General features: G+C 61.7%; 13 protein-coding genes, 1 pseudogene and 1 riboswitch. Of the genes and pseudogenes, 9 read left to right on the top strand and 5 right to left on the bottom strand.

The genetic code is table 11. The annotated features are described in order from the left end of the window. Positions 1–60: 60 nt before the first annotated feature. From AMC88_RS12060 to AMC88_RS12050, 3 genes are all read left to right on the top strand, one after another. Complete coding sequence (locus tag AMC88_RS12060; protein ID WP_012484038.1) at positions 61–1,740, top strand: NAD+ synthase; 1,680 nt, start codon at positions 61–63, stop codon at positions 1,738–1,740. 99 nt (positions 1,741–1,839) lie between these two features. Further along, positions 1,840–2,670: a TolB family protein gene (locus AMC88_RS12055; protein ID WP_010017626.1), complete on the top strand. Its 831-nt coding sequence runs from the start codon at positions 1,840–1,842 to the stop codon at positions 2,668–2,670. 333 nt (positions 2,671–3,003) lie between these two features. Then, positions 3,004–3,570, top strand: a complete 567-nt coding sequence (locus tag AMC88_RS12050) for a hypothetical protein (RefSeq protein ID WP_041683656.1) — start codon at positions 3,004–3,006, stop codon at positions 3,568–3,570. A 231-nt stretch (positions 3,571–3,801) separates the two neighbouring features. On the opposite strand, the gene AMC88_RS12045 is transcribed toward AMC88_RS12050, so the two are convergent. Further along, the gene (locus AMC88_RS12045; protein ID WP_012484036.1) at positions 3,802–4,869 is read right to left on the bottom strand and encodes a 3-deoxy-7-phosphoheptulonate synthase; all 1,068 of its coding nucleotides are present in this window, start codon (positions 4,867–4,869) and stop codon (positions 3,802–3,804) included. A gap of 371 nt (positions 4,870–5,240) precedes the next feature. Continuing rightward, positions 5,241–5,427, top strand: a riboswitch (cobalamin riboswitch). 42 nt (positions 5,428–5,469) lie between these two features. Between AMC88_RS12045 and bluB the strand changes: the two genes are divergently transcribed. Then, positions 5,470–6,159 carry a 5,6-dimethylbenzimidazole synthase gene (bluB, locus tag AMC88_RS12040; RefSeq protein ID WP_012484034.1) on the top strand — a complete coding sequence of 230 codons (690 nt, stop codon included), beginning with the start codon at positions 5,470–5,472 and terminating at the stop codon, positions 6,157–6,159. Positions 6,160–6,162: 3 nt separating this feature from the next. Here the strand turns inward: bluB and AMC88_RS12035 are convergent, their stop codons facing one another. Beyond that, complete coding sequence (locus tag AMC88_RS12035; RefSeq protein WP_012484033.1) at positions 6,163–7,257, bottom strand: DUF2865 domain-containing protein; 1,095 nt, start codon at positions 7,255–7,257, stop codon at positions 6,163–6,165. A 130-nt stretch (positions 7,258–7,387) separates the two neighbouring features. Here AMC88_RS12035 and AMC88_RS34050 point away from each other — a divergent pair. Next, a pseudogene (locus AMC88_RS34050) lies at positions 7,388–7,486 on the top strand (RNase H family protein); the annotation flags it as partial. Between the two features lie 101 nt (positions 7,487–7,587). On the opposite strand, the gene AMC88_RS12030 reads toward AMC88_RS34050, so the two are convergent. Further along, positions 7,588–9,900 carry an NADP-dependent malic enzyme gene (locus AMC88_RS12030; protein WP_064822140.1) on the bottom strand — a complete coding sequence of 771 codons (2,313 nt, stop codon included), beginning with the start codon at positions 9,898–9,900 and terminating at the stop codon, positions 7,588–7,590. Positions 9,901–10,221: 321 nt separating this feature from the next. Between AMC88_RS12030 and AMC88_RS12025 the strand changes: the two genes are divergently transcribed. Further along, positions 10,222–11,661 carry an FAD-binding oxidoreductase gene (locus AMC88_RS12025; protein WP_012484030.1) on the top strand — a complete coding sequence of 480 codons (1,440 nt, stop codon included), beginning with the start codon at positions 10,222–10,224 and terminating at the stop codon, positions 11,659–11,661. Between the two features lie 125 nt (positions 11,662–11,786). Here the strand turns inward: AMC88_RS12025 and AMC88_RS12020 are convergent, their stop codons facing one another. Continuing rightward, positions 11,787–12,536 (bottom strand): histidine phosphatase family protein, encoded by a 750-nt coding sequence (locus AMC88_RS12020; protein ID WP_064822139.1) that lies wholly within the window; start codon positions 12,534–12,536, stop codon positions 11,787–11,789. 216 nt (positions 12,537–12,752) lie between these two features. Between AMC88_RS12020 and AMC88_RS12015 the strand changes: the two genes are divergently transcribed. Both AMC88_RS12015 and AMC88_RS12010 read left to right on the top strand, forming a co-directional pair. Continuing rightward, a complete protein-coding gene (locus AMC88_RS12015; protein WP_012484029.1) occupies positions 12,753–13,565 on the top strand; it encodes a UDP-2,3-diacylglucosamine diphosphatase in 813 nt (270 codons plus the stop codon). Between the two features lie 165 nt (positions 13,566–13,730). Then, a complete protein-coding gene (locus AMC88_RS12010) occupies positions 13,731–14,948 on the top strand; it encodes an MFS transporter (protein ID WP_064822137.1) in 1,218 nt (405 codons plus the stop codon). Here AMC88_RS12010 and dgcA read toward each other — a convergent pair. After that, positions 14,900–15,883, bottom strand: coding sequence for an N-acetyl-D-Glu racemase DgcA (gene dgcA / locus AMC88_RS12005; RefSeq protein WP_064822136.1), 984 nt, complete (start codon positions 15,881–15,883; stop codon positions 14,900–14,902). The two genes, AMC88_RS12010 and dgcA, sit on opposite strands and share 49 nt — an antisense overlap. Positions 15,884–15,981: 98 nt before the next feature. Here dgcA and AMC88_RS12000 point away from each other — a divergent pair, with 98 nt between their 5' ends. Continuing rightward, positions 15,982–17,151 (top strand): ABC transporter permease, encoded by a 1,170-nt coding sequence (locus tag AMC88_RS12000; RefSeq protein ID WP_170965692.1) that lies wholly within the window; start codon positions 15,982–15,984, stop codon positions 17,149–17,151.

Below are 17,151 nucleotides of genomic sequence, written 5' to 3'. Positions count from 1 at the left end.
ATGCAACGCTTTGACCGCCAACGTGTTGCGGTTAGGAAAGGCGCAGGCTAAATAAATGACATGACACAGGAAAACGCTCTTTCTGATATCTTCCGCATCGCCATCGGCCAGCTCAACCCAACGGTCGGCGATGTGGCGGGCAATCTTACCAAGGCGCGCGAGGCCCGCGCCGATGCGGCCCGGGAGGGCGCGCATCTGCTCGTCCTGACCGAACTTTTCATCTCCGGCTACCCGCCGGAGGATCTGGTGCTGAAGCCCGCCTTCATCCGTGCTTGCTGGAAGGCGGTCGAAAGCCTGGCCGCCGATACCGTCGATGGTGGGCCGGGCGTCATCATCGGTTTTCCCCGGCAGGACGAGAACGGGCGTTATAATTCCGTCGCCGTGCTCGACGGCGGCAAGGTCATCGCAGTGCGCGACAAGGTCGATCTGCCGAATTACGGTGAGTTCGATGAGAAGCGTGTCTTCCATCAGGGGGCCATGCCGGGGCCGGTCAATTTCCGCGGAATCAGGCTCGGTATTCCGATCTGCGAGGATATCTGGGGCGAGCTCGGCGTCTGCGAGACGCTGGCCGAAAGCGGCGCGGAAATCCTGCTGTCGCCGAATGGTTCTCCTTACTACCGCGGCAAGGTCGATATCCGTCATCAGGTGGTGCTGAAGCAGGTGATTGAGACCGGTCTGCCGTTGATCTATGCCGCCCAGCTCGGCGGCCAGGACGAGCTCGTCTTCGACGGCGCGAGTTTTGCATTCAATGCCGACAAGTCGCTTGCCTTCCAGATGAGCGAGTTCGAGACGGCGCTGGCGGTGACGACGTGGAAGCGCGGCGAAAGCGGCTGGCACTGCGCCGAAGGGCCGATGGCGCGTATCCCCGAAGGCGAGGAGGCTGATTACCGCGCCTGCCTGCTCGGCTTTCGCGATTACGTCAATAAGAATGGCTTCAAGACCGTCGTTCTCGGCCTTTCCGGCGGCATCGACTCGGCGATCTGCGCGGCCATCGCCGTCGATGCACTCGGCGAGGAGCGGGTGCGCACCGTTATGCTGCCCTACCGCTATACCTCGGAGGATTCGCTGAAGGACGCGGCCGATTGCGCCAAGGCGCTCGGCTGCCGCTACGACATCGTGCCGATCGAGCAGCCGGTGACGGGCTTCAGCAGCGCGCTTTCCGATCTTTTCGAGGGCACGGAGAGCGGCATCACCGAGGAGAACCTGCAGAGCCGCGCGCGCGGCGTCATCCTGATGGCGATCTCCAACAAGTTCGGCGCGATGGTAGTAACGACGGGCAACAAGTCGGAAATGTCGGTCGGTTACGCCACGCTCTATGGCGACATGAATGGCGGCTTCAACCCGATCAAGGACCTCTACAAGATGCAGGTCTACGCGCTGTCCCGCTGGCGCAACGAGAATGTGCCGCCGAGTGCGCTGGGGCCGTCAGGCGAGGTGATCCCGCAGAATATCATCGACAAGGCGCCGTCCGCCGAACTGCGTCCCGACCAGAAGGACCAGGATTCGCTGCCAGCCTATCCTGTTCTCGACGATATTCTCGAATGCCTGGTCGAGAAGGAGATGGCGGTCGAGGAGATCGTCGCGCGCGGCCATGACGTCGCGACCGTTCACCGCGTCGAGCACCTGCTGTATCTCGCGGAGTACAAGCGCCGGCAATCGGCGCCGGGCGTGAAGATCACCAAGAAGAATTTCGGGCGCGATCGGCGTTATCCCATCACCAACCGGTTCCGGGATCGCTAACGCAATCGAGATCGCTAACGCAATCGAGATCGCTAACGCAAGCGAGATCGCTGAAGCGATCGAGATCGTTGACGCCGTCGATGTCAGGGAGGAGAAGACATGCGCAGCTCGGTCGAGATCTATAATGTCAAGACGGGCAGGGCGCGTGAGGTCTGGCAGACTGATCGGCTGGTGGAAGCGCCGAATTTTGCTCCCGACGGCTCCTATCTCCTGTTGAATGGCGACGGGCTGCTCTTCCGGCTGCCGCTCGATGGCGGCGAGGTTATTCAGGTCGACACCGGCTTTGCCGTCAACTGCAACAATGATCACGGCATCTCGCCTGACGGCACCGAGATCGTCATTTCCGACAAGAGCGAGTTCGGCAAGTCGTCGATCTACATCCTGCCGATCGAAGGCGGCACGCCGCGGCTCGTTACGGAAAATCAGCCCTCCTATTGGCACGGCTGGTCGCCGGATGGGCGCCAGCTCGCCTATTGCGGCATCCGCGACGACCTCTTCGACATCTATACGATCTCCGTCGACGGCGGAGTCGAGACGCGGCTGACGCATGGCGAGGGCCGCAATGACGGGCCGGATTATTCCGCCGATGGGCAATGGATCTACTTCAACTCCAGCCGCACCGGGCTGATGCAGATCTGGCGCATCCATCCCGATGGCACCGGCCTCGAACAGGTGACCTCGGACAATCAGGGCAACTGGTTCGCCCATCCATCGCCCAAGAATGACAAGGTGCTGATCCTGTCCTACGACCCCAGCGTTTTTGACCACCCGCGCGATCTCGACGTGCGGCTGCGGCTGATGGATATGGATGGCGGCAACCTGAAGACGCTGTTCGAGCTATTTGGCGGGCAGGGCACAATCAATGTGCCCTGCTGGTCACCAGACGGTGACGAATTTGCCTACGTCAGGTATTTTCCGGTGAGTTCTTAAGACGGGCGCACCGCCTTTTATGATGGGTGGTGGGTATCTGATGATATCGAGAGAGCGCCTACTCGAACACTTTGCTGGGAACCGTTTCAGAAACCGGCCGTCTTTTAACGCTACCGGCGGCAACTAGCCAGAACAGTCCACCCGGGCAACACGCCGAAGCGGACGGAGTATTCTATTTCAAGATGAGCTGTGGCATTTATTCATCCTCTGAATTGTGGGAAATATTGTGACCTGAATTTCAGTGCTATTCTGGCTGGTAGCGACCGGTCGCCCACTGCTCCAACCCGCTCTTTTGGCATCCGCAAACATGAGGATGAACCTGGAGGTATAGCATTGCTGGCTGTCTTGAGATGCGCGTGGACGCTGCGTGGTTTCACGATCGCCAGCTTCATGGTGGCAATGGGTTTCACAGTCGCAGGATGTTCATATCTTTTTGTCCGTGGTGTCGAGGGAAGCTACCTCGCAACGGGTACTCCGGTGCTGGGAAAGGTGACTGCGAGCAATGAGAGTGAGGAGATGGGGGGAACGATTGAGATCGGCTCGGCCGAAAGGCAGCAATGCAAGGGTCGCTACAGGGTATGGCAGGTGAAGACAAATTTCTGGAAGCTGGAGACCGGCGAGCGAACCTATCGCGGCAAGATCTACTGTCTGGATGGTCGAGCAGGGGCGTTTGAACTCATATCGAAGGATAACGGGAAAACGGGCTCAATCACCGGTCAAATCAATGGTGAGGCATTTCAACTCGATATGTTCGAATCGAAGAGTCGTGAGTGCAAGACCGACGAATGCAGATGGGGCTTGAAGTGGACTTACGAAAACGAGCGCGACAATGTGCGTACCTATTACAGGGTCGCGACTGAACACGAGCCCGATTCAGTGGATCCACGGATGCTCTATTGAATCTGCTCCTATACCGCGTGGCGATGATCCGGCCTCGGCTCCACCCATGATGGCGGGCGGTTGGTTAGTAACCCCACGTTGCTCGTACCAGTTTTCAAATCGGAACTTGGATCGATCATCCGGGCGTGAGTTATGAAGCCGTATCCGGTAGACCTACCCGTGAGATACGGGGTTGGCCCCCACCGCCCCGTTGGGCGGCGGGTGTCTGCCCGCCGCGCTTGATGCTGTTTATCAGGCAGCGAGAGCTGCCTTGCGCCGCTCGCGGGCAGCTTTCGCCAGGTCTTCCAGCACCGCGAGCGACATGTCCCAGTCGATGCAGCCGTCGGTGATGGATTGGCCGTAGACTAGCGGCTTGCCGGGGACGAGATCCTGGCGGCCGGCGACGAGGTTGCTCTCGATCATCATGCCCTTGATGTGGCGGTTGCCGGCGGCGATCTGTCCGGCGACGTTCTTGACCACATGCGGCTGGTTCATCGGGTCCTTGTTGCTGTTTGCATGACTGGCGTCGATGAGGATGCGCGGATCCACGCCCAGCTTGACGGCTTCGCTGACCACCGCCTGGACATCGGCAGCGTCATAATTCGGGCGCTTGCCGCCGCGCAGGATGATGTGGCAGTCCTCGTTGCCCTTCGTTGAGGCAATAGCAGCCTGGCCGTCCTTGGTGACGGCGGGGAAGTGATGCGGCTGCGAGGCGGCGAGGATGGCATCGAGCGCCACGCGTGCGCCGCCATCCGTGCCGTTCTTGAATCCGATCGGGCAGGAAAGGCCGGAGGCGAGTTGGCGATGGATCTGGCTTTCGGTCGTGCGTGCGCCGATCGCGCCCCAGCTCACGAGGTCGGCAATGTATTGCGGCGTGATCGTCTCGAGGAATTCGACGCCAGCGGGCAGGCCCATAGCATTGACGTCGAGCAGCAGGCGCCTGGCAATCCGAAGCCCTTCCTCGATGCAGTAGCTGCCATCGAGATGCGGATCGTTCATCAAGCCTTTCCAGCCGACCGTGGTGCGGGGCTTTTCGAAATAGACGCGCATGACGATCTCGAGGTCGCTGGAAAAGCGCTGCCGCTGTTCCGCCAGCCGCTCGGCATATTCGCGCGCCGCAGCAGGATCGTGGATGGAGCAAGGGCCGATGACGACGATCAGGCGGTCGTCTTCTCCCTCGAGAATCTTATGGATCGCACGACGGTTGCTGGTCACCGTCTCGCTGACGGCAGCGGTTCGGGGGATTTCCGCGATGATATCGGCGGGTTTGGTCAGCGGGGTGATCTCGAGGATACGCAGATCATCGATGGTATCGGACACGGTATGGCTCCTGTTTGGTCATACCGAGCGGAACAAAAAAGCCGCCAGGTAGACTAGCGGCTGTTCGGGTTGTCGTCGCGTCGACTTCAGTTACGCATAGACCCGCATCCGCTGTGAGCAGCGGTACCGATAAAATCGCGAGGCGTAGACAGAAGTGATCGACATGCGGCGTATTTAGCGTGGCGGCCTTCCGTTGTCACGCAGAATCTGCAGCCTGAAAGAAGGGTCGGCCAAAGGCTTGTCCAATGCATTTGCAAGCGTTGTGATGACCAGCCGCTGCCTGTCCACTGGCGGGGCCAGGAAGCCGACCGCTATTTCGTCATGGCCTCTCCAGGCTCTGCTGCCGGCGCTTGCCCGGGAAGCGCTTTCCTGAAATAGATGCTCCGTCAGGTGCCCGCTCTTCAGGCGGGAGAATCGGGAATCCGGTGCAAGACCGGAACGTGCCCAACGCTGTAAGGCCGACGCCCGCCGCTTTACTATGCCACTGGCTTTTGCCGGGAAGGCTGCGGCAGACGGATGACGCCAAGTCAGAAGACCGGCCTGGCAAGATAGACCCAACCCGCGCGGACGGCGGGCGGTTGCGTTGTTGGGGATTTGACGATGCGACCCTTTGATGAGGATGCCATGTCGGCGGCATCCGGTTTTTCTCTGGCCGAACGCGAGGTTGTATATCACGCGATCATGACGCGGCGCGATGTTCGCAGCCAATTCCTGCCCGATCCGTTGCCGGATGACGTCGTGGCGCGGCTCTTGACGGCCGCCCATCACGCGCCCTCCGTCGGCTTCATGCAGCCGTGGAATTTTATCCTGGTGAAAAACCCAGAGGTGCGCGCGCGGGTCCGGGATGCCTTCGCCAAAGCGAATGAGGAAGCGGCACTGATGTTTGACGGCGAGCGGCGGCAGGCGTACCGCTCGCTGAAGCTTGAGGGCATCGCCGAGGCGCCGCTTGGCATATGCGTGACCTGCGATCCCACGCGTAGCGGCAGCGTCGTGCTGGGGCGCACGCACAATCCCAGGATGGATTCCTATTCAACGGTCTGCGCCATCCAGAACCTCTGGCTTGCGGCGCGCGCCGAAGGGATCGGCATCGGCTGGGTCAGCATCTTTCGCGAAGGCGAACTGAAAACCATTCTCGGCATCCCCGATCATATCGAGGTGGTCGCATGGCTCTGTGCCGGCTTCGTCGACCGGCTGTATGACGAGCCGGAGCTTTCCGTCAAAGGCTGGCGGCAGCGGCTGCCGCTCGATGAACTCGTCTTCCACGATGGCTGGGGACGGAGCGAGCCGTAGCGGTCACTGCTGTTGCGGCTGCGGGCCTGGCTTTGCCGGATTGGCAAGATCGATCGAGCCCTGGTCGCCGGCCAGGAATTGTGGACCGACCTGGCGGACCTTGTTCTGCGTGGGATCGTAGGGACGATCTGGAACGGATGGTTGCGGGGAGGGTGTTGTCGCTGCACCTTTTGTCGGCGGATTGGTGCGGATCGTGGTGATCGAGCCCTGCGGCGGCGGCTCGCCCACCGCCTGCTTGCTGCGCATCTCTTCGTAATAGGCGGTGAGATTGCAGGCGCAGGTATTTTTTTCACCAGGCGCGCGGTTCTTGTAGGCGAAGGCGTTCTGCATGGCGCTGTAAGGTGAGCCGGTTGCCACCGAAATCATGTTCGAGGCTTCCGTGCTCCTGACGTCGCGATAGAAGAGCTCGGTCTCGATGCCGGGGCACATCTTGGCACAGGTCTCAGCATCGCGGCCGAAATCGACCGAGGTGGCGTTCGAACTGATCGGGAAGAAGCCGCCATCGCAGCTGCGCACGCAGATGGTGCTGACCGGCGAAAGCATCTCGGTGCGCGGCAGGCCATAACGCGGATCGATCTCTTCACCGCCTCCGAGCGGAATGAAGGTATCGCCGCGCATCGCCTGCTCGTCGATGCTCGGGGCAGGGTCGTCGGCGCTGCTCTCGGACGGGTCGTAGAAATTCTCGCTGTTGCAGCCGTTCTGCTCGAGCGCGGCCATCAATTCGCGGCGCCCGCCGTCATCACCGCCGCCCTGACGCAGTTCGGCGCGGCGATCCTGGAGATAGCGGATATTGTCGATCATCCGGGCTTCGGCCTGCGAGAGCTCGGCGCAATAATCACCATTCTCGCCGCCAATCACCACCATGCTGCCCGAGGTGCAACCGTAGCTGCGCAGGTCGTTGCGGACCTTGCGCAGCTCAAGATTCTGCTCGGCAATTGCGCCGGCAAAGTGGCGTGCTTCCGGCCCATTGCCGGTGCCGATGGATCGCGGCAAGTCGGCCAGACGACCGCGCAAGTCGTCGCAGATGGCGCTCGTCTCGGCAGCGACGGGCGTCGCGACGGCAAGGAGAAGCACAAAAGACAGGTTTCGGCGTTTCACGGCGTCGTCCCGGAATGAGCAAACGGTCGGTGGGTCGAATGCGACTTCAACCGGCCGCGCGTTTTCCTTAACGCATTTCTCTTAATAAGCTCAGTGAAATTTCTAGCGTATTTTCGTCATCTTTTCCAGCAAAGGCCATTCAGGGATTGCTGGCAACGAACGGGCCGATGCGCTCGCCGACAGAGGGCGTCTGTCGCTAGAGCATGATGGCGAACAGTGTGAGCGGTAAGATTCAGATTTCAGGCCGACCGGGGCCTAAAATCATCCTGTTCTAGCGGGCGGTTGATATGGCTTCGCCGGGGCCGGCGCTCTCGTTTGGCGGCAGCCGGCTTAAGCCGGCTGCGATGCCTCGACGACGGCCAATGCCGCCATGTTGACGACGCCGCGGGAGGTGACGGAGGGAGCGAGGATATGGGCTGGCATGGCGGCGCCGAGGAGGATCGGGCCGACATGCAGGCCATCCGTCATCGACTTGACCACGCCGAGCGTGATGTTGGCGGCATCGAGGTTCGGGAAAACCAGCAGGTTTGCCTCGTCATGCAGCGTCGTGTGCGGCATGACGCGTTTGCGCAGGGCTTCGGTGATGGCGCTTTCGCCGTGCATTTCGCCATCGACTTCGAGATCGGGGGCGGCGTCGCGCACGAGCTGCAGGGCGTTGCGCATCTTGGTGGCGCTTTCGGATTCGCGCGAGCCGAAATTGGAATGCGAGACGAGAGCGGCGCGCGGGGTGATGCCGAAACGGCGGATTTCCTCGGCGGCCATCACCGTTGCCTCGGCGATCTCCTCGGCGCTTGGATTGAAGGTGACGTAGGTGTCCGTGAAGAAGGTGGCGCCGCGCTGTGAGATCATCAGGCTGAGCGCAGAGAAATCACGCACGTTCGGACGCTTGCCGATGATCTGGCGCACGTCGCGCAGATGCTTTTCATAGCGGCCTTCGAGGCCGCAGATCAGCGCATCGGCTTCGCCGCGCCTCAGCGCCAGCGCCCCGATGACTGTCGTGTTGGTGCGCACGATGGTGCGGGCGGCTTCCGGAATGACGCCGCGGCGGCCGACGAGCGAGAAATAGAGATCGACATATTCGCGGAAGCGCGGATCGTCTTCCGGATTGATGACTTCGAAATCCTGCAGCGGGCGAATGCGCAGGCCGTAGCGCTTGAGCCGGGTTTCGATGACCTGCGGACGGCCGATGAGGATCGGCTTGGCCAGGCCTTCTTCAAGCAGCACCTGGGCGGCGCGCAGCACGCGCTCGTCTTCACCTTCCGAGAAGATGACGCGCTTGCGCTCGGCAGCCTTGGCGGCGGTGAAAATCGGCTTCATGACGAAGCCGGAGCGGAAGACGAAACGGTTCAGCTGATCGAAATAGGCGTCGAAATCCTGGATCGGGCGGCGGGCGACGCCGCTCTGTTCGGCGGCTTTGGCGACGGCCGGCGCAATGCGCAGGATGAGGCGCGGATCGAAGGGCGAGGGGATGAGATAGTCCGGACCGAAGACCGGGGTCTCGCCGGAATAGGCGCGGGCGGCGACATCGGATGGTTCTTCGCGGGCAAGCGCGGCAATGGCGCGCACCGCCGCCATCTTCATTTCCTCGTTGATCGTCTCGGCGCCGCAATCGAGCGCGCCGCGGAAGATATAGGGGAAGCAGAGGACGTTGTTGACCTGATTGGCGAAATCCGAGCGACCCGTGCAGATCATCGCATCCGGACGGGCGGCGCGGGCCAGATCCGGCATGATCTCCGGCGTCGGATTGGCGAGCGCCATGATCAGCGGCTTGTCGGCCATCTGCGCCAGCAGCTCCGGCTTCAGCACGCCGGCGGCAGACAGGCCGAGGAAGACATCGGCGCCGCCGATGTTTTCAGCCAGCGTGCGTGTATCGCTCTTCTGGGCATAGACGGCCTTCCACTCATCCATCAGCTCGGTGCGGCCCTCATAGACGAGGCCTTCGAGGTCATGGACCCAGATGTTTTCGCGCTTTGCGCCGAGGGTTACCAGCAGGTTGAGGCAGGCAAGGGCGGCGGCACCCGCGCCCGAGGCGACGATCTTGACGTTCTCGATCGACTTGCCGGCGAGCTCCAGGCCGTTCAGGATCGCCGCGGCGACGATGATTGCCGTACCGTGCTGGTCGTCGTGGAAGACCGGGATCTTCATCTTCTCGCGCAGGCGCCGCTCGACCTCGAAACATTCCGGCGCCTTGATGTCCTCGAGATTGATGCCGCCGAAGGTCGGCTCCAAGGAGCTGACGGTCGAGACCATCTGGTCGACGCTTGCCGCGTCGATTTCGATATCGAAGACGTCGATGCCGGCGAATTTCTTGAAGAGCACGGCCTTGCCCTCCATGACCGGCTTGGAAGCCAGCGGGCCGATATTGCCGAGGCCGAGCACGGCGGTGCCGTTGGAAATGACGGCGACGAGATTGGCGCGCGAGGTATAGTCGGCCGCCGTTTCAGGGTTGTCGCGGATGGCGAGGCAAGGGGCGGCGACGCCCGGCGAATAGGCGAGCGCCAGATCGCGCTGGTTGCCGAGCGGCTTGGTCGCCTGGATCTCCAGCTTGCCGGGGCGGGGATAGCGGTGGAAGAACAGCGCCTGCTCGTCGAGATCGCCGCTCGTCAGGTTCTTGTCCGTCTTGGATTTATCCTGGTGATCCATTGCCGCCTCCGTGCACGTCTTTTTCTGGAGTTCCCTCCATACATCAATCGGATACGGGCGACAGTATGGAAATGGGGGATAGGCGAAGTTTTCGTGAGGGGCCAGCCGATCTCCCAGGGCTGCGTGGGAAGTGGAGCGAGCGGTCTGGGCCAAGCTTCCGCCCTGCGATGAGGCCTGCCGCCATTCTCCCGATCTCTCTGTCATGTCCGACGTCGCGGCCCATGCGGCAGCTAATCCTTTTGGGGAAACTTGTCTGGCGACGGCCGCAAGCGCAAAATGCCGCCCGCGACGGTGCGGGGCGCCGGTCGCAGGGAGGAAATCATGGACAATTTGAACCTGACGACGCTGCAAAGCGGGCAGACGATGGTCAATGACGTGGCCATGGATGCTTTTGCCGCTGGATTTCGCGGCAATCTCCTGACCAGCAAGGATACGGATTACAGCGAGGCTCGGGCGATCTGGAACGCGATGATCGACCGTCGGCCCGGACTGATCGCGCGTTGCGCCGGGGCGGCCGACGTCGTGCGCGCGGTGCGGTTTGCCCGCGACAACAGTTTGCTCCTGTCGGTGCGCGGCGGCGGGCACGGCATTGCCGGCAACGCCATGTGCGAAGGAGGCATCGTCATTGATCTGTCGGCGATGAAATCGGTGCGGGTCGATCCCGAGATAAGCCGCGCCAGAATTGAGCCGGGTGCCACGCTCGGTGACATCGACAAGGAAACGCTGGCCTTCGGACTGGTTCTGCCGACCGGCATCAATTCGACGACCGGCATCGCAGGATTGACGCTCGGCGGCGGTTTCGGTTGGCTCACCCGCAAATTCGGGCTCACCCTCGACAATTTGATATCCGTGGATGTGGTAACGGCCGATGGCGAGCTGGTGAAGGCGAGCGAAACGGAGAGGCCGGATCTCTTCTGGGCGCTGCGCGGCGGCGGCGGCAATTTCGGCGTGGTGACCTCCTTCGAATTCCAGCTCAACCCGCTCCATTCCGAAGTACTCGCCGGATTGGTCGTGCATCCTTTCGCCGATGCGGAGAAGGTACTGCGGGAATATCGTCAGGCGTTGGAAGCGGCACCCGATGAACTGACCTGCTGGGTGGTGATGCGCCAGGCGCCGCCGCTGCCGTTCCTTCCGGCCGAATGGCACGGCAAGGAGATCGTGGTGCTCGCCATGTGCTATTGCGGAGATATTGCGGCGGGGGAAAAGGCGACGGCCAGATTGCGGGCGATCGGAAAACCGATTGCCGATGTCGTCGGTCCGGTGCCGTTTACCGGCTGGCAGCAGGCTTTCGATCCGCTTCTGACACCGGGGGCGCGCAATTACTGGAAGAGCCAGGATTTCGCCGCGCTTTCGGATGCCGCGATTGATGTTCTCCTCGGCGCCGTGCGCAAGCTGCCGGGGCCGGAATGTGAGATATTCATCGGTCATGTCGGTGGGGCCGCCGGCCGTATTCCGACCGAAGCCTCTGCCTTTCCGCAGCGCAGCTCGCATTTCGTCATGAATGTGCACGCACGCTGGCGGGAGACCGGGATGGACGCAAGCTGCATCGGCTGGGCGCGCGAACTTTTCGAAGCAACCAAGCCGCATGCTGTGGGTACCGCGTATATCAATTTCATGCCGGAGGATGAGACGGATCGGGTCGAGATGGCTTATGGCGCCAATTATGCGCGTCTCGCTGAAATCAAGCTGCGTTATGATCCGGACAATCTGTTCCGCATGAATCAGAATGTGAAACCGGTGGCGGCCGTGCGGGCTGCCTGATCGATACGGCTCTGCGACCGCGAAATCCGTCCCCCCTACAAGGGGGGACGAAGTCGTGGCGCGCGAGCTCGAGCAGACATCGGACAGATGAACGGATCCAAGCTTCATCTTTCCACTGAGTGGGGTCAGCCACCAAGCTTTGGTGTGATCGTCACGTCGGCGCCATGGGCATCACGCAGCTCGCCATCCTGTCCGGGCAGCCGGTCGGCCGCCCGGTGCAGCAGGATCGACGCATAGCCTTGCGAGCGCGTGCCCTCGATCAGCGTGATGTCGGCATTTGCGGGATTGTCGGAGCGCTCGAACCATTCAACTGGGTGCTGCAGGAAGTTCATTTCGACCGCCCGGTTGGTAACGCCATGACCGACAATGGCGATGTTATGGTCGTCGTTCTCGCCGTCGCGCATGACCGTCTGGAGGAAGAGACGAACCCGTTGGGCGACATCCGCCCGGCTTTCGCCATCGGGTGGACGCGCATAAAACTTGCCGCTATTGCTGCGCAGCCGCGCCCATTTTTCGAATTCTTCGGGGAACTTCTGTTTCCTTTCGGCCTGGTCGTAAATTTCGGTGAAGAGACCGAAATCCTGTTCGCGCAGCAGATAATCTTCCCTGACATCGCCAACGAAATCTTCCGGAAGGGCATTGAGCAACGCATCCTTGCTCTGTCGTGTTCTCAGAAACGGCGAGTACCAGATGCGCAGCTTCTGAAATCCGTCGTCCGGCAATCCCCTCAGATAGGATGTGATCACGCAGCCGGCCTCCAAAGCCTGCCGGTAGCCCCATTGCGTCAGTGGGACGCTGTGATCACCGAACTGGCGATAGGCCCGTTCATCGATATTGCCGAGGGATTCGCCGTGGCGAACGAGAAAAAGGCGCATCAGCCGTCCCCGCATTGTCAGACTTGGAATCGCCTCATCATGAACGCGAGTGGTGTGCGGGGCAACATTGCAGGAAGGCGATTCGTGACCGGACGATCGGCTTGCGATAACCAGCTTTGCAGGGCTTTCCCCCCAGTCTGTCATCTTCCTGAAACACGAGTCTGGTTTTGGAAGGCTATATGAAAGATGGGGCATGAGCCGTAGCTCGTGATAGACATGATGGAACCCAGACATTTCCGCACGCTCTTCATTTCCGATGTCCATCTCGGCTCGAAGGCCGCGAAGGCCGACTTCCTGCTGGATTTCCTGCGCTACCACGAGGCAGATACGATCGTTCTCGTCGGCGACATTGTCGACGGCTGGCGGCTGAAGCGTAGCTGGTATTGGCCGCAGGTCTGTAACGACGTCGTCCAGAAGCTCTTGCGCAAGGCGCGCAAGGGCACGCGCGTCGTCTATATCCCCGGCAATCACGACGAGTTCCTGCGCGATTTTCCGGGCATGCATTTCGGCGGCATCGAGGTCGTCGAGCGGATGATGCATGACGGCGCCGACGGTAAGAAATACCTGATCCTGCATGGCGACGAATTTGACGTCGTCGTTCGCAATGCCCGCCTGCTCGCCTATCTCGGCGATTGGGCCTACGATACGGCGATCCGCATCAACATTCTGCTGGCGGCTGTGCGCCGGCGCCTCGGCATGCCTTACTGGTCCTTCTCGGCCTGGGCCAAGCTGCAGGTCAAGCATGCCGTCAATTTCATTGGCGAATTCGAGCGCGTCGTCGCCGAAGAGGCGCGCAAGAGCGGCGCCGACGGGGTGATCTGCGGTCATATCCATCATGCCGTCATTCAGGATATGGACGGCATCCGCTACATCAATACCGGCGACTGGGTGGAAAGTTGCACGGCCGTCGCCGAGCACGAGGACGGCACGTTCGAACTGATCACGTGGCGGACGCTCGCAAGCACCGTGCCGGCGTTGACCGCCATCGAGATGCGTGACGAAGGCGAACTGGCCCCGCAAGCTGCTTGATTTTGGCATCGGCATATCTGCAGCGGTGCCACAAGAATATAGCCGTTGCCGCGAGGTGACAGGGCCTTACTTATTTTCTAAAACGTTTCAGGAGGGCTATTTCTCGCAATAGGCACCTCCGGGGTGGTGTGTTAGGAAAACGACAAGTTTCCTTCAGGTCCACCCATGATTCCCGCCCAACAGTCCTCGAGTGAGGGAGCGCCGCCGCGCTTCCGGCTGCTCAGCGCGCTTTCCTATTGCGCGCCGCTGCTCGTGAACGGCGTCGTCCTGCCGTTCTTCCCCGTCTGGCTCGCGACCCACAGTTTCAGCGACCACGAGATCGGCATCATCCTTGCGATACCGATGGTGGTCCGCGTGCTGGTGGCGCCCATCGTCGCTATGATCGCCGACCGAATGAAGGAACGCGCCGATGTCCTGCTCTGGTCCGGTAGCCTGTCGCTGCTGACGGCGATCGCGCTCTATTGGACGACGAGTTTCTGGCCGGTGACGATCGTCTATGCGCTGCAGGGCGCCACCTTCGCGCCCTATCTGCCGGTCGTCGAATCGATCGTCATCTCGGGCGTGCGCCGCTGGGGCCTCGATTACGGCTCGATGCGCGTCTGGGGCTCGGTCGCCTTCATCGTGTCGACGCTGGTCGGCGGTCGGCTGATCAGCCGGTGGGGCGGCGAGATGGTGCTGCCGGTGATGGTGTTCGGCTTTACCATGACCGTCGTCATGGCGATCTTCTGTCCGCGCATCGGGCCCACACGGCGGCGCGGCCAGCCGATCAACATTCCCGCCGCCACCGGCAGCGGCCTGCGCGAGCCGCATCTGCTGCTGCTCCTGATCGGCGTCGCCATCCAGCAGTCAAGCCATGCCGTACTCAATGCTTTCTCATCGATCTACTGGCATCAGTTCGGCTTCTCCGGCGCTGAGGTCGGTCTTCTCTGGAGCGCCGGTGTGGCTTCGGAAGTGACGGTGTTCTTCCTGTCGAAGCGTCTAAACCGGCGCTTCAATGCCTGGACGCTGATCCGCTTCGGCTGCGCCGTCAGCGTCTGCCGCTGGATCCTGTTTCCCATGAATACGGGCTTCGCCGGTTTCTTCCTGCTGCAATGCTTCCACGGCTTTACCTATGCCTTCGTGCATACCGGCGTGCAGCGGCGGATCGTGGCGACGGTGCAGGAGACGCAGGAATCCTCGGCCCAAGGCGCCTATTTCTTCTATGTCGGCATGGCGATGGCGCTGATGACCATCGCTGCGGGTTACCTCTACGCCGGACTCGGCGTGGTCAGCTTTTACGTCATGGCGCTGGTCGCTTTCTGCGGCCTCGGCATCGTCATCGCAGCCTATTACTTTCAGCCCCAGAGGTTGCCTTCGGGCGGAAAGACCAGGGAAGCGGTGTAACGTAGGCCGGGCTCGCGGTCGCGGGCGAGCAGCAGCGGACCATCGAGATCAACGAAATCGGCATTCTGGGCGAGCAGCACCGCCGGCGCCATGGCAAGCGAGGTGCCGACCATGCAGCCGATCATGATGGCGAAGCCGAGCCGCTCGGCTTCGGTCTTCATCGCCAGGGCTTCGGTGAGGCCGCCTGACTTGTCGAGCTTGATGTTGATCGCATCATAGCGGTCGGCAAGGCTTGCGAGATCGCCGGTATGGTGGACGCTCTCGTCGGCGCAGACGAGCAGCGGGCGGCGGATCTCGGCAAGCAAGGCGTCGCGGCCCGCCGGCAGCGGTTGCTCGACGAGCGTCACACCCGCCTCCGCGGCGATGTTGAGGTGACGCTCCAGCACCGGTTCCGGCCAGCCTTCATTGGCATCGAGGATGATGGCGGCCTCGGGCGCGGCCGCGCGGACGGCGCGAATGCGGCTTTCATCGTCGCCGGTGCCGACCTTGACCTTGAGCAGGGCGCGGCTGGCATGTTCGCGCGCCTGGGCCGCCATCACCTCCGGTTCGCCGAGCGAGATCGTATAGGCTGTCGTCAGCGGTTTCGGATCGGCAATGCCCAGTCGAGACGCGACGCTTTGGCCCATCTGTTTCGCTTCCAGATCCCAGAGGGCGCAATCGACGGCGTTGCGGGCTGCACCTGGCGGCATCGCCGACAGCAGGTCGTGCCGCGAGATGCCTGCCTCGATCAGCGGACGCGCGGCTTCGATCTGGGCAAGAACGCTCTCCATCGTTTCGCCGTAGCGGCGATAGGGCACACATTCGCCGCGCCCCTCAGCCCCTTCGTCCGTCAGCGCGCAGGTGATGACCTCGGCCTGCGTCTTTGCGCCGCGCGCGATGGTAAACGTCCCGGCAATCGGAAAGGAATTCATCTGGATATCAAGGATGCGCGGCATTATTGCTGTCCTGCAAGCATGGAAATTGCACGTTGCTTCTGTATATTGACGCGCCGGGCGACGAACCGCTTCGCGAGTCGGCACTGTCGCTGTAAGCCTTGAAAGACACAAGTATCTTGAACGCCGAGAATCGCAACGCTGCCTCGCTTGTCGTGGACGACCAGTCCGATGGTTCGGGACAGCATGTGCGTCTGAGCGGCAACTGGCGCAGCGCCTATGTGCATCTGGTGCTGCGCGATTTCGAAAAGCTCCTGCACCAGAAGGCGGGTAACCTGACGGTCGATCTATCCGAGATTACCGATATCGATACGGCGGGCATCTGGTTGCTCTGCCGGCTGAAGAAGGAAGAGGAGGCGGCCGGACGGACGGTCCGCTTCGAAGGCACCAATCCGCATATCGACGAAATGCTGGCGATGTTTTCCGAGGAGCCGGCCAAACCGGAGCCGGAGCCGAAGGAGAAGGTTTCCCTTGCCGCGCGCATCCTCGCGCCGATCGGCAAGATGACCTACGACGTCTGGGACAATCTCGCCGCCGCCATGTATATCCTCGGCTCGGCGGTGCGCGGCGCGCAGATGAAGTTCGGCCGCGGCAGCGGTGTTTCGCCGGCTTCGATCGTCAACCAGATCGACCATATGGGCGTTCGCGCGGTTCCGATCATCCTGCTGATGTCCTTCCTGATCGGGGCGATCATCGCCCAGCAGGGCGCCTTCCAGCTGCGCTATTTCGGGGCGGAAGTCTTCGTCGTCGATCTCGTCGGTATTCTGCAGCTGCGCGAAATCGGCGTGCTGCTGACCTCGATCATGATCGCCGGCCGCTCCGGCAGCGCGATAACCGCCGAAATCGGCTCGATGAAGATGCGCGAAGAGATCGACGCGCTGAAGGTCATGGGGCTGAACCCGATCGGCGTACTGATTTTTCCAAGGCTCGTAGCGCTGACCATCGCACTGCCGCTTCTGACGGTCTTGGCGAACTTCGCCTCGCTGGCCGGGGCTGCCGTCGTTGCCTGGGGCTATTCCGGAATCACTTTCGCCAACTTCCTGGCGCGCCTGCACGAGGCGGTGACGCTGTCGACGGTGCTGTCAGGCATGATCAAGGCGCCGTTCATGGCGCTCGTTATCGGCATCGTCGCCGCCGTCGAAGGGCTGAAGGTCGGCGGCAGCGCGGAATCGCTTGGCCAGCACGTGACTGCCTCCGTCGTGAAGGCGATTTTCGTCGTCATCCTGATGGACGGGCTTTTTGCGATGTTCTATGCAGCAATCAACTTCTAG

This window comes from Rhizobium phaseoli, from assembly GCF_001664385.1.
Classification (GTDB): domain Bacteria; phylum Pseudomonadota; class Alphaproteobacteria; order Rhizobiales; family Rhizobiaceae; genus Rhizobium; species Rhizobium phaseoli.
This window is presented reverse-complemented; position numbering and strand designations above follow the sequence as displayed.

What these genes read in the sequence shown, in the direction of transcription:
- AMC88_RS12060 (WP_012484038.1), top strand. Translation starts at nt 61, where the DNA reads ATGACACAGGAAAACGCTCTTTCTGATATCTTCCGCATCGCCATCGGC.
- AMC88_RS12055 (WP_010017626.1), top strand. Translation starts at nt 1,840, where the DNA reads ATGCGCAGCTCGGTCGAGATCTATAATGTCAAGACGGGCAGGGCGCGT.
- bluB (WP_012484034.1), top strand. Translation starts at nt 5,470, where the DNA reads ATGCGACCCTTTGATGAGGATGCCATGTCGGCGGCATCCGGTTTTTCT.
- AMC88_RS12030 (WP_064822140.1), bottom strand. Translation starts at nt 9,900, where the DNA reads ATGGATCACCAGGATAAATCCAAGACGGACAAGAACCTGACGAGCGGC.
- AMC88_RS12025 (WP_012484030.1), top strand. Translation starts at nt 10,222, where the DNA reads ATGGACAATTTGAACCTGACGACGCTGCAAAGCGGGCAGACGATGGTC.
- AMC88_RS12020 (WP_064822139.1), bottom strand. Translation starts at nt 12,536, where the DNA reads ATGCGCCTTTTTCTCGTTCGCCACGGCGAATCCCTCGGCAATATCGAT.
- AMC88_RS12015 (WP_012484029.1), top strand. Translation starts at nt 12,753, where the DNA reads ATGATGGAACCCAGACATTTCCGCACGCTCTTCATTTCCGATGTCCAT.
- AMC88_RS12010 (WP_064822137.1), top strand. Translation starts at nt 13,731, where the DNA reads ATGATTCCCGCCCAACAGTCCTCGAGTGAGGGAGCGCCGCCGCGCTTC.
- dgcA (WP_064822136.1), bottom strand. Translation starts at nt 15,883, where the DNA reads ATGCCGCGCATCCTTGATATCCAGATGAATTCCTTTCCGATTGCCGGG.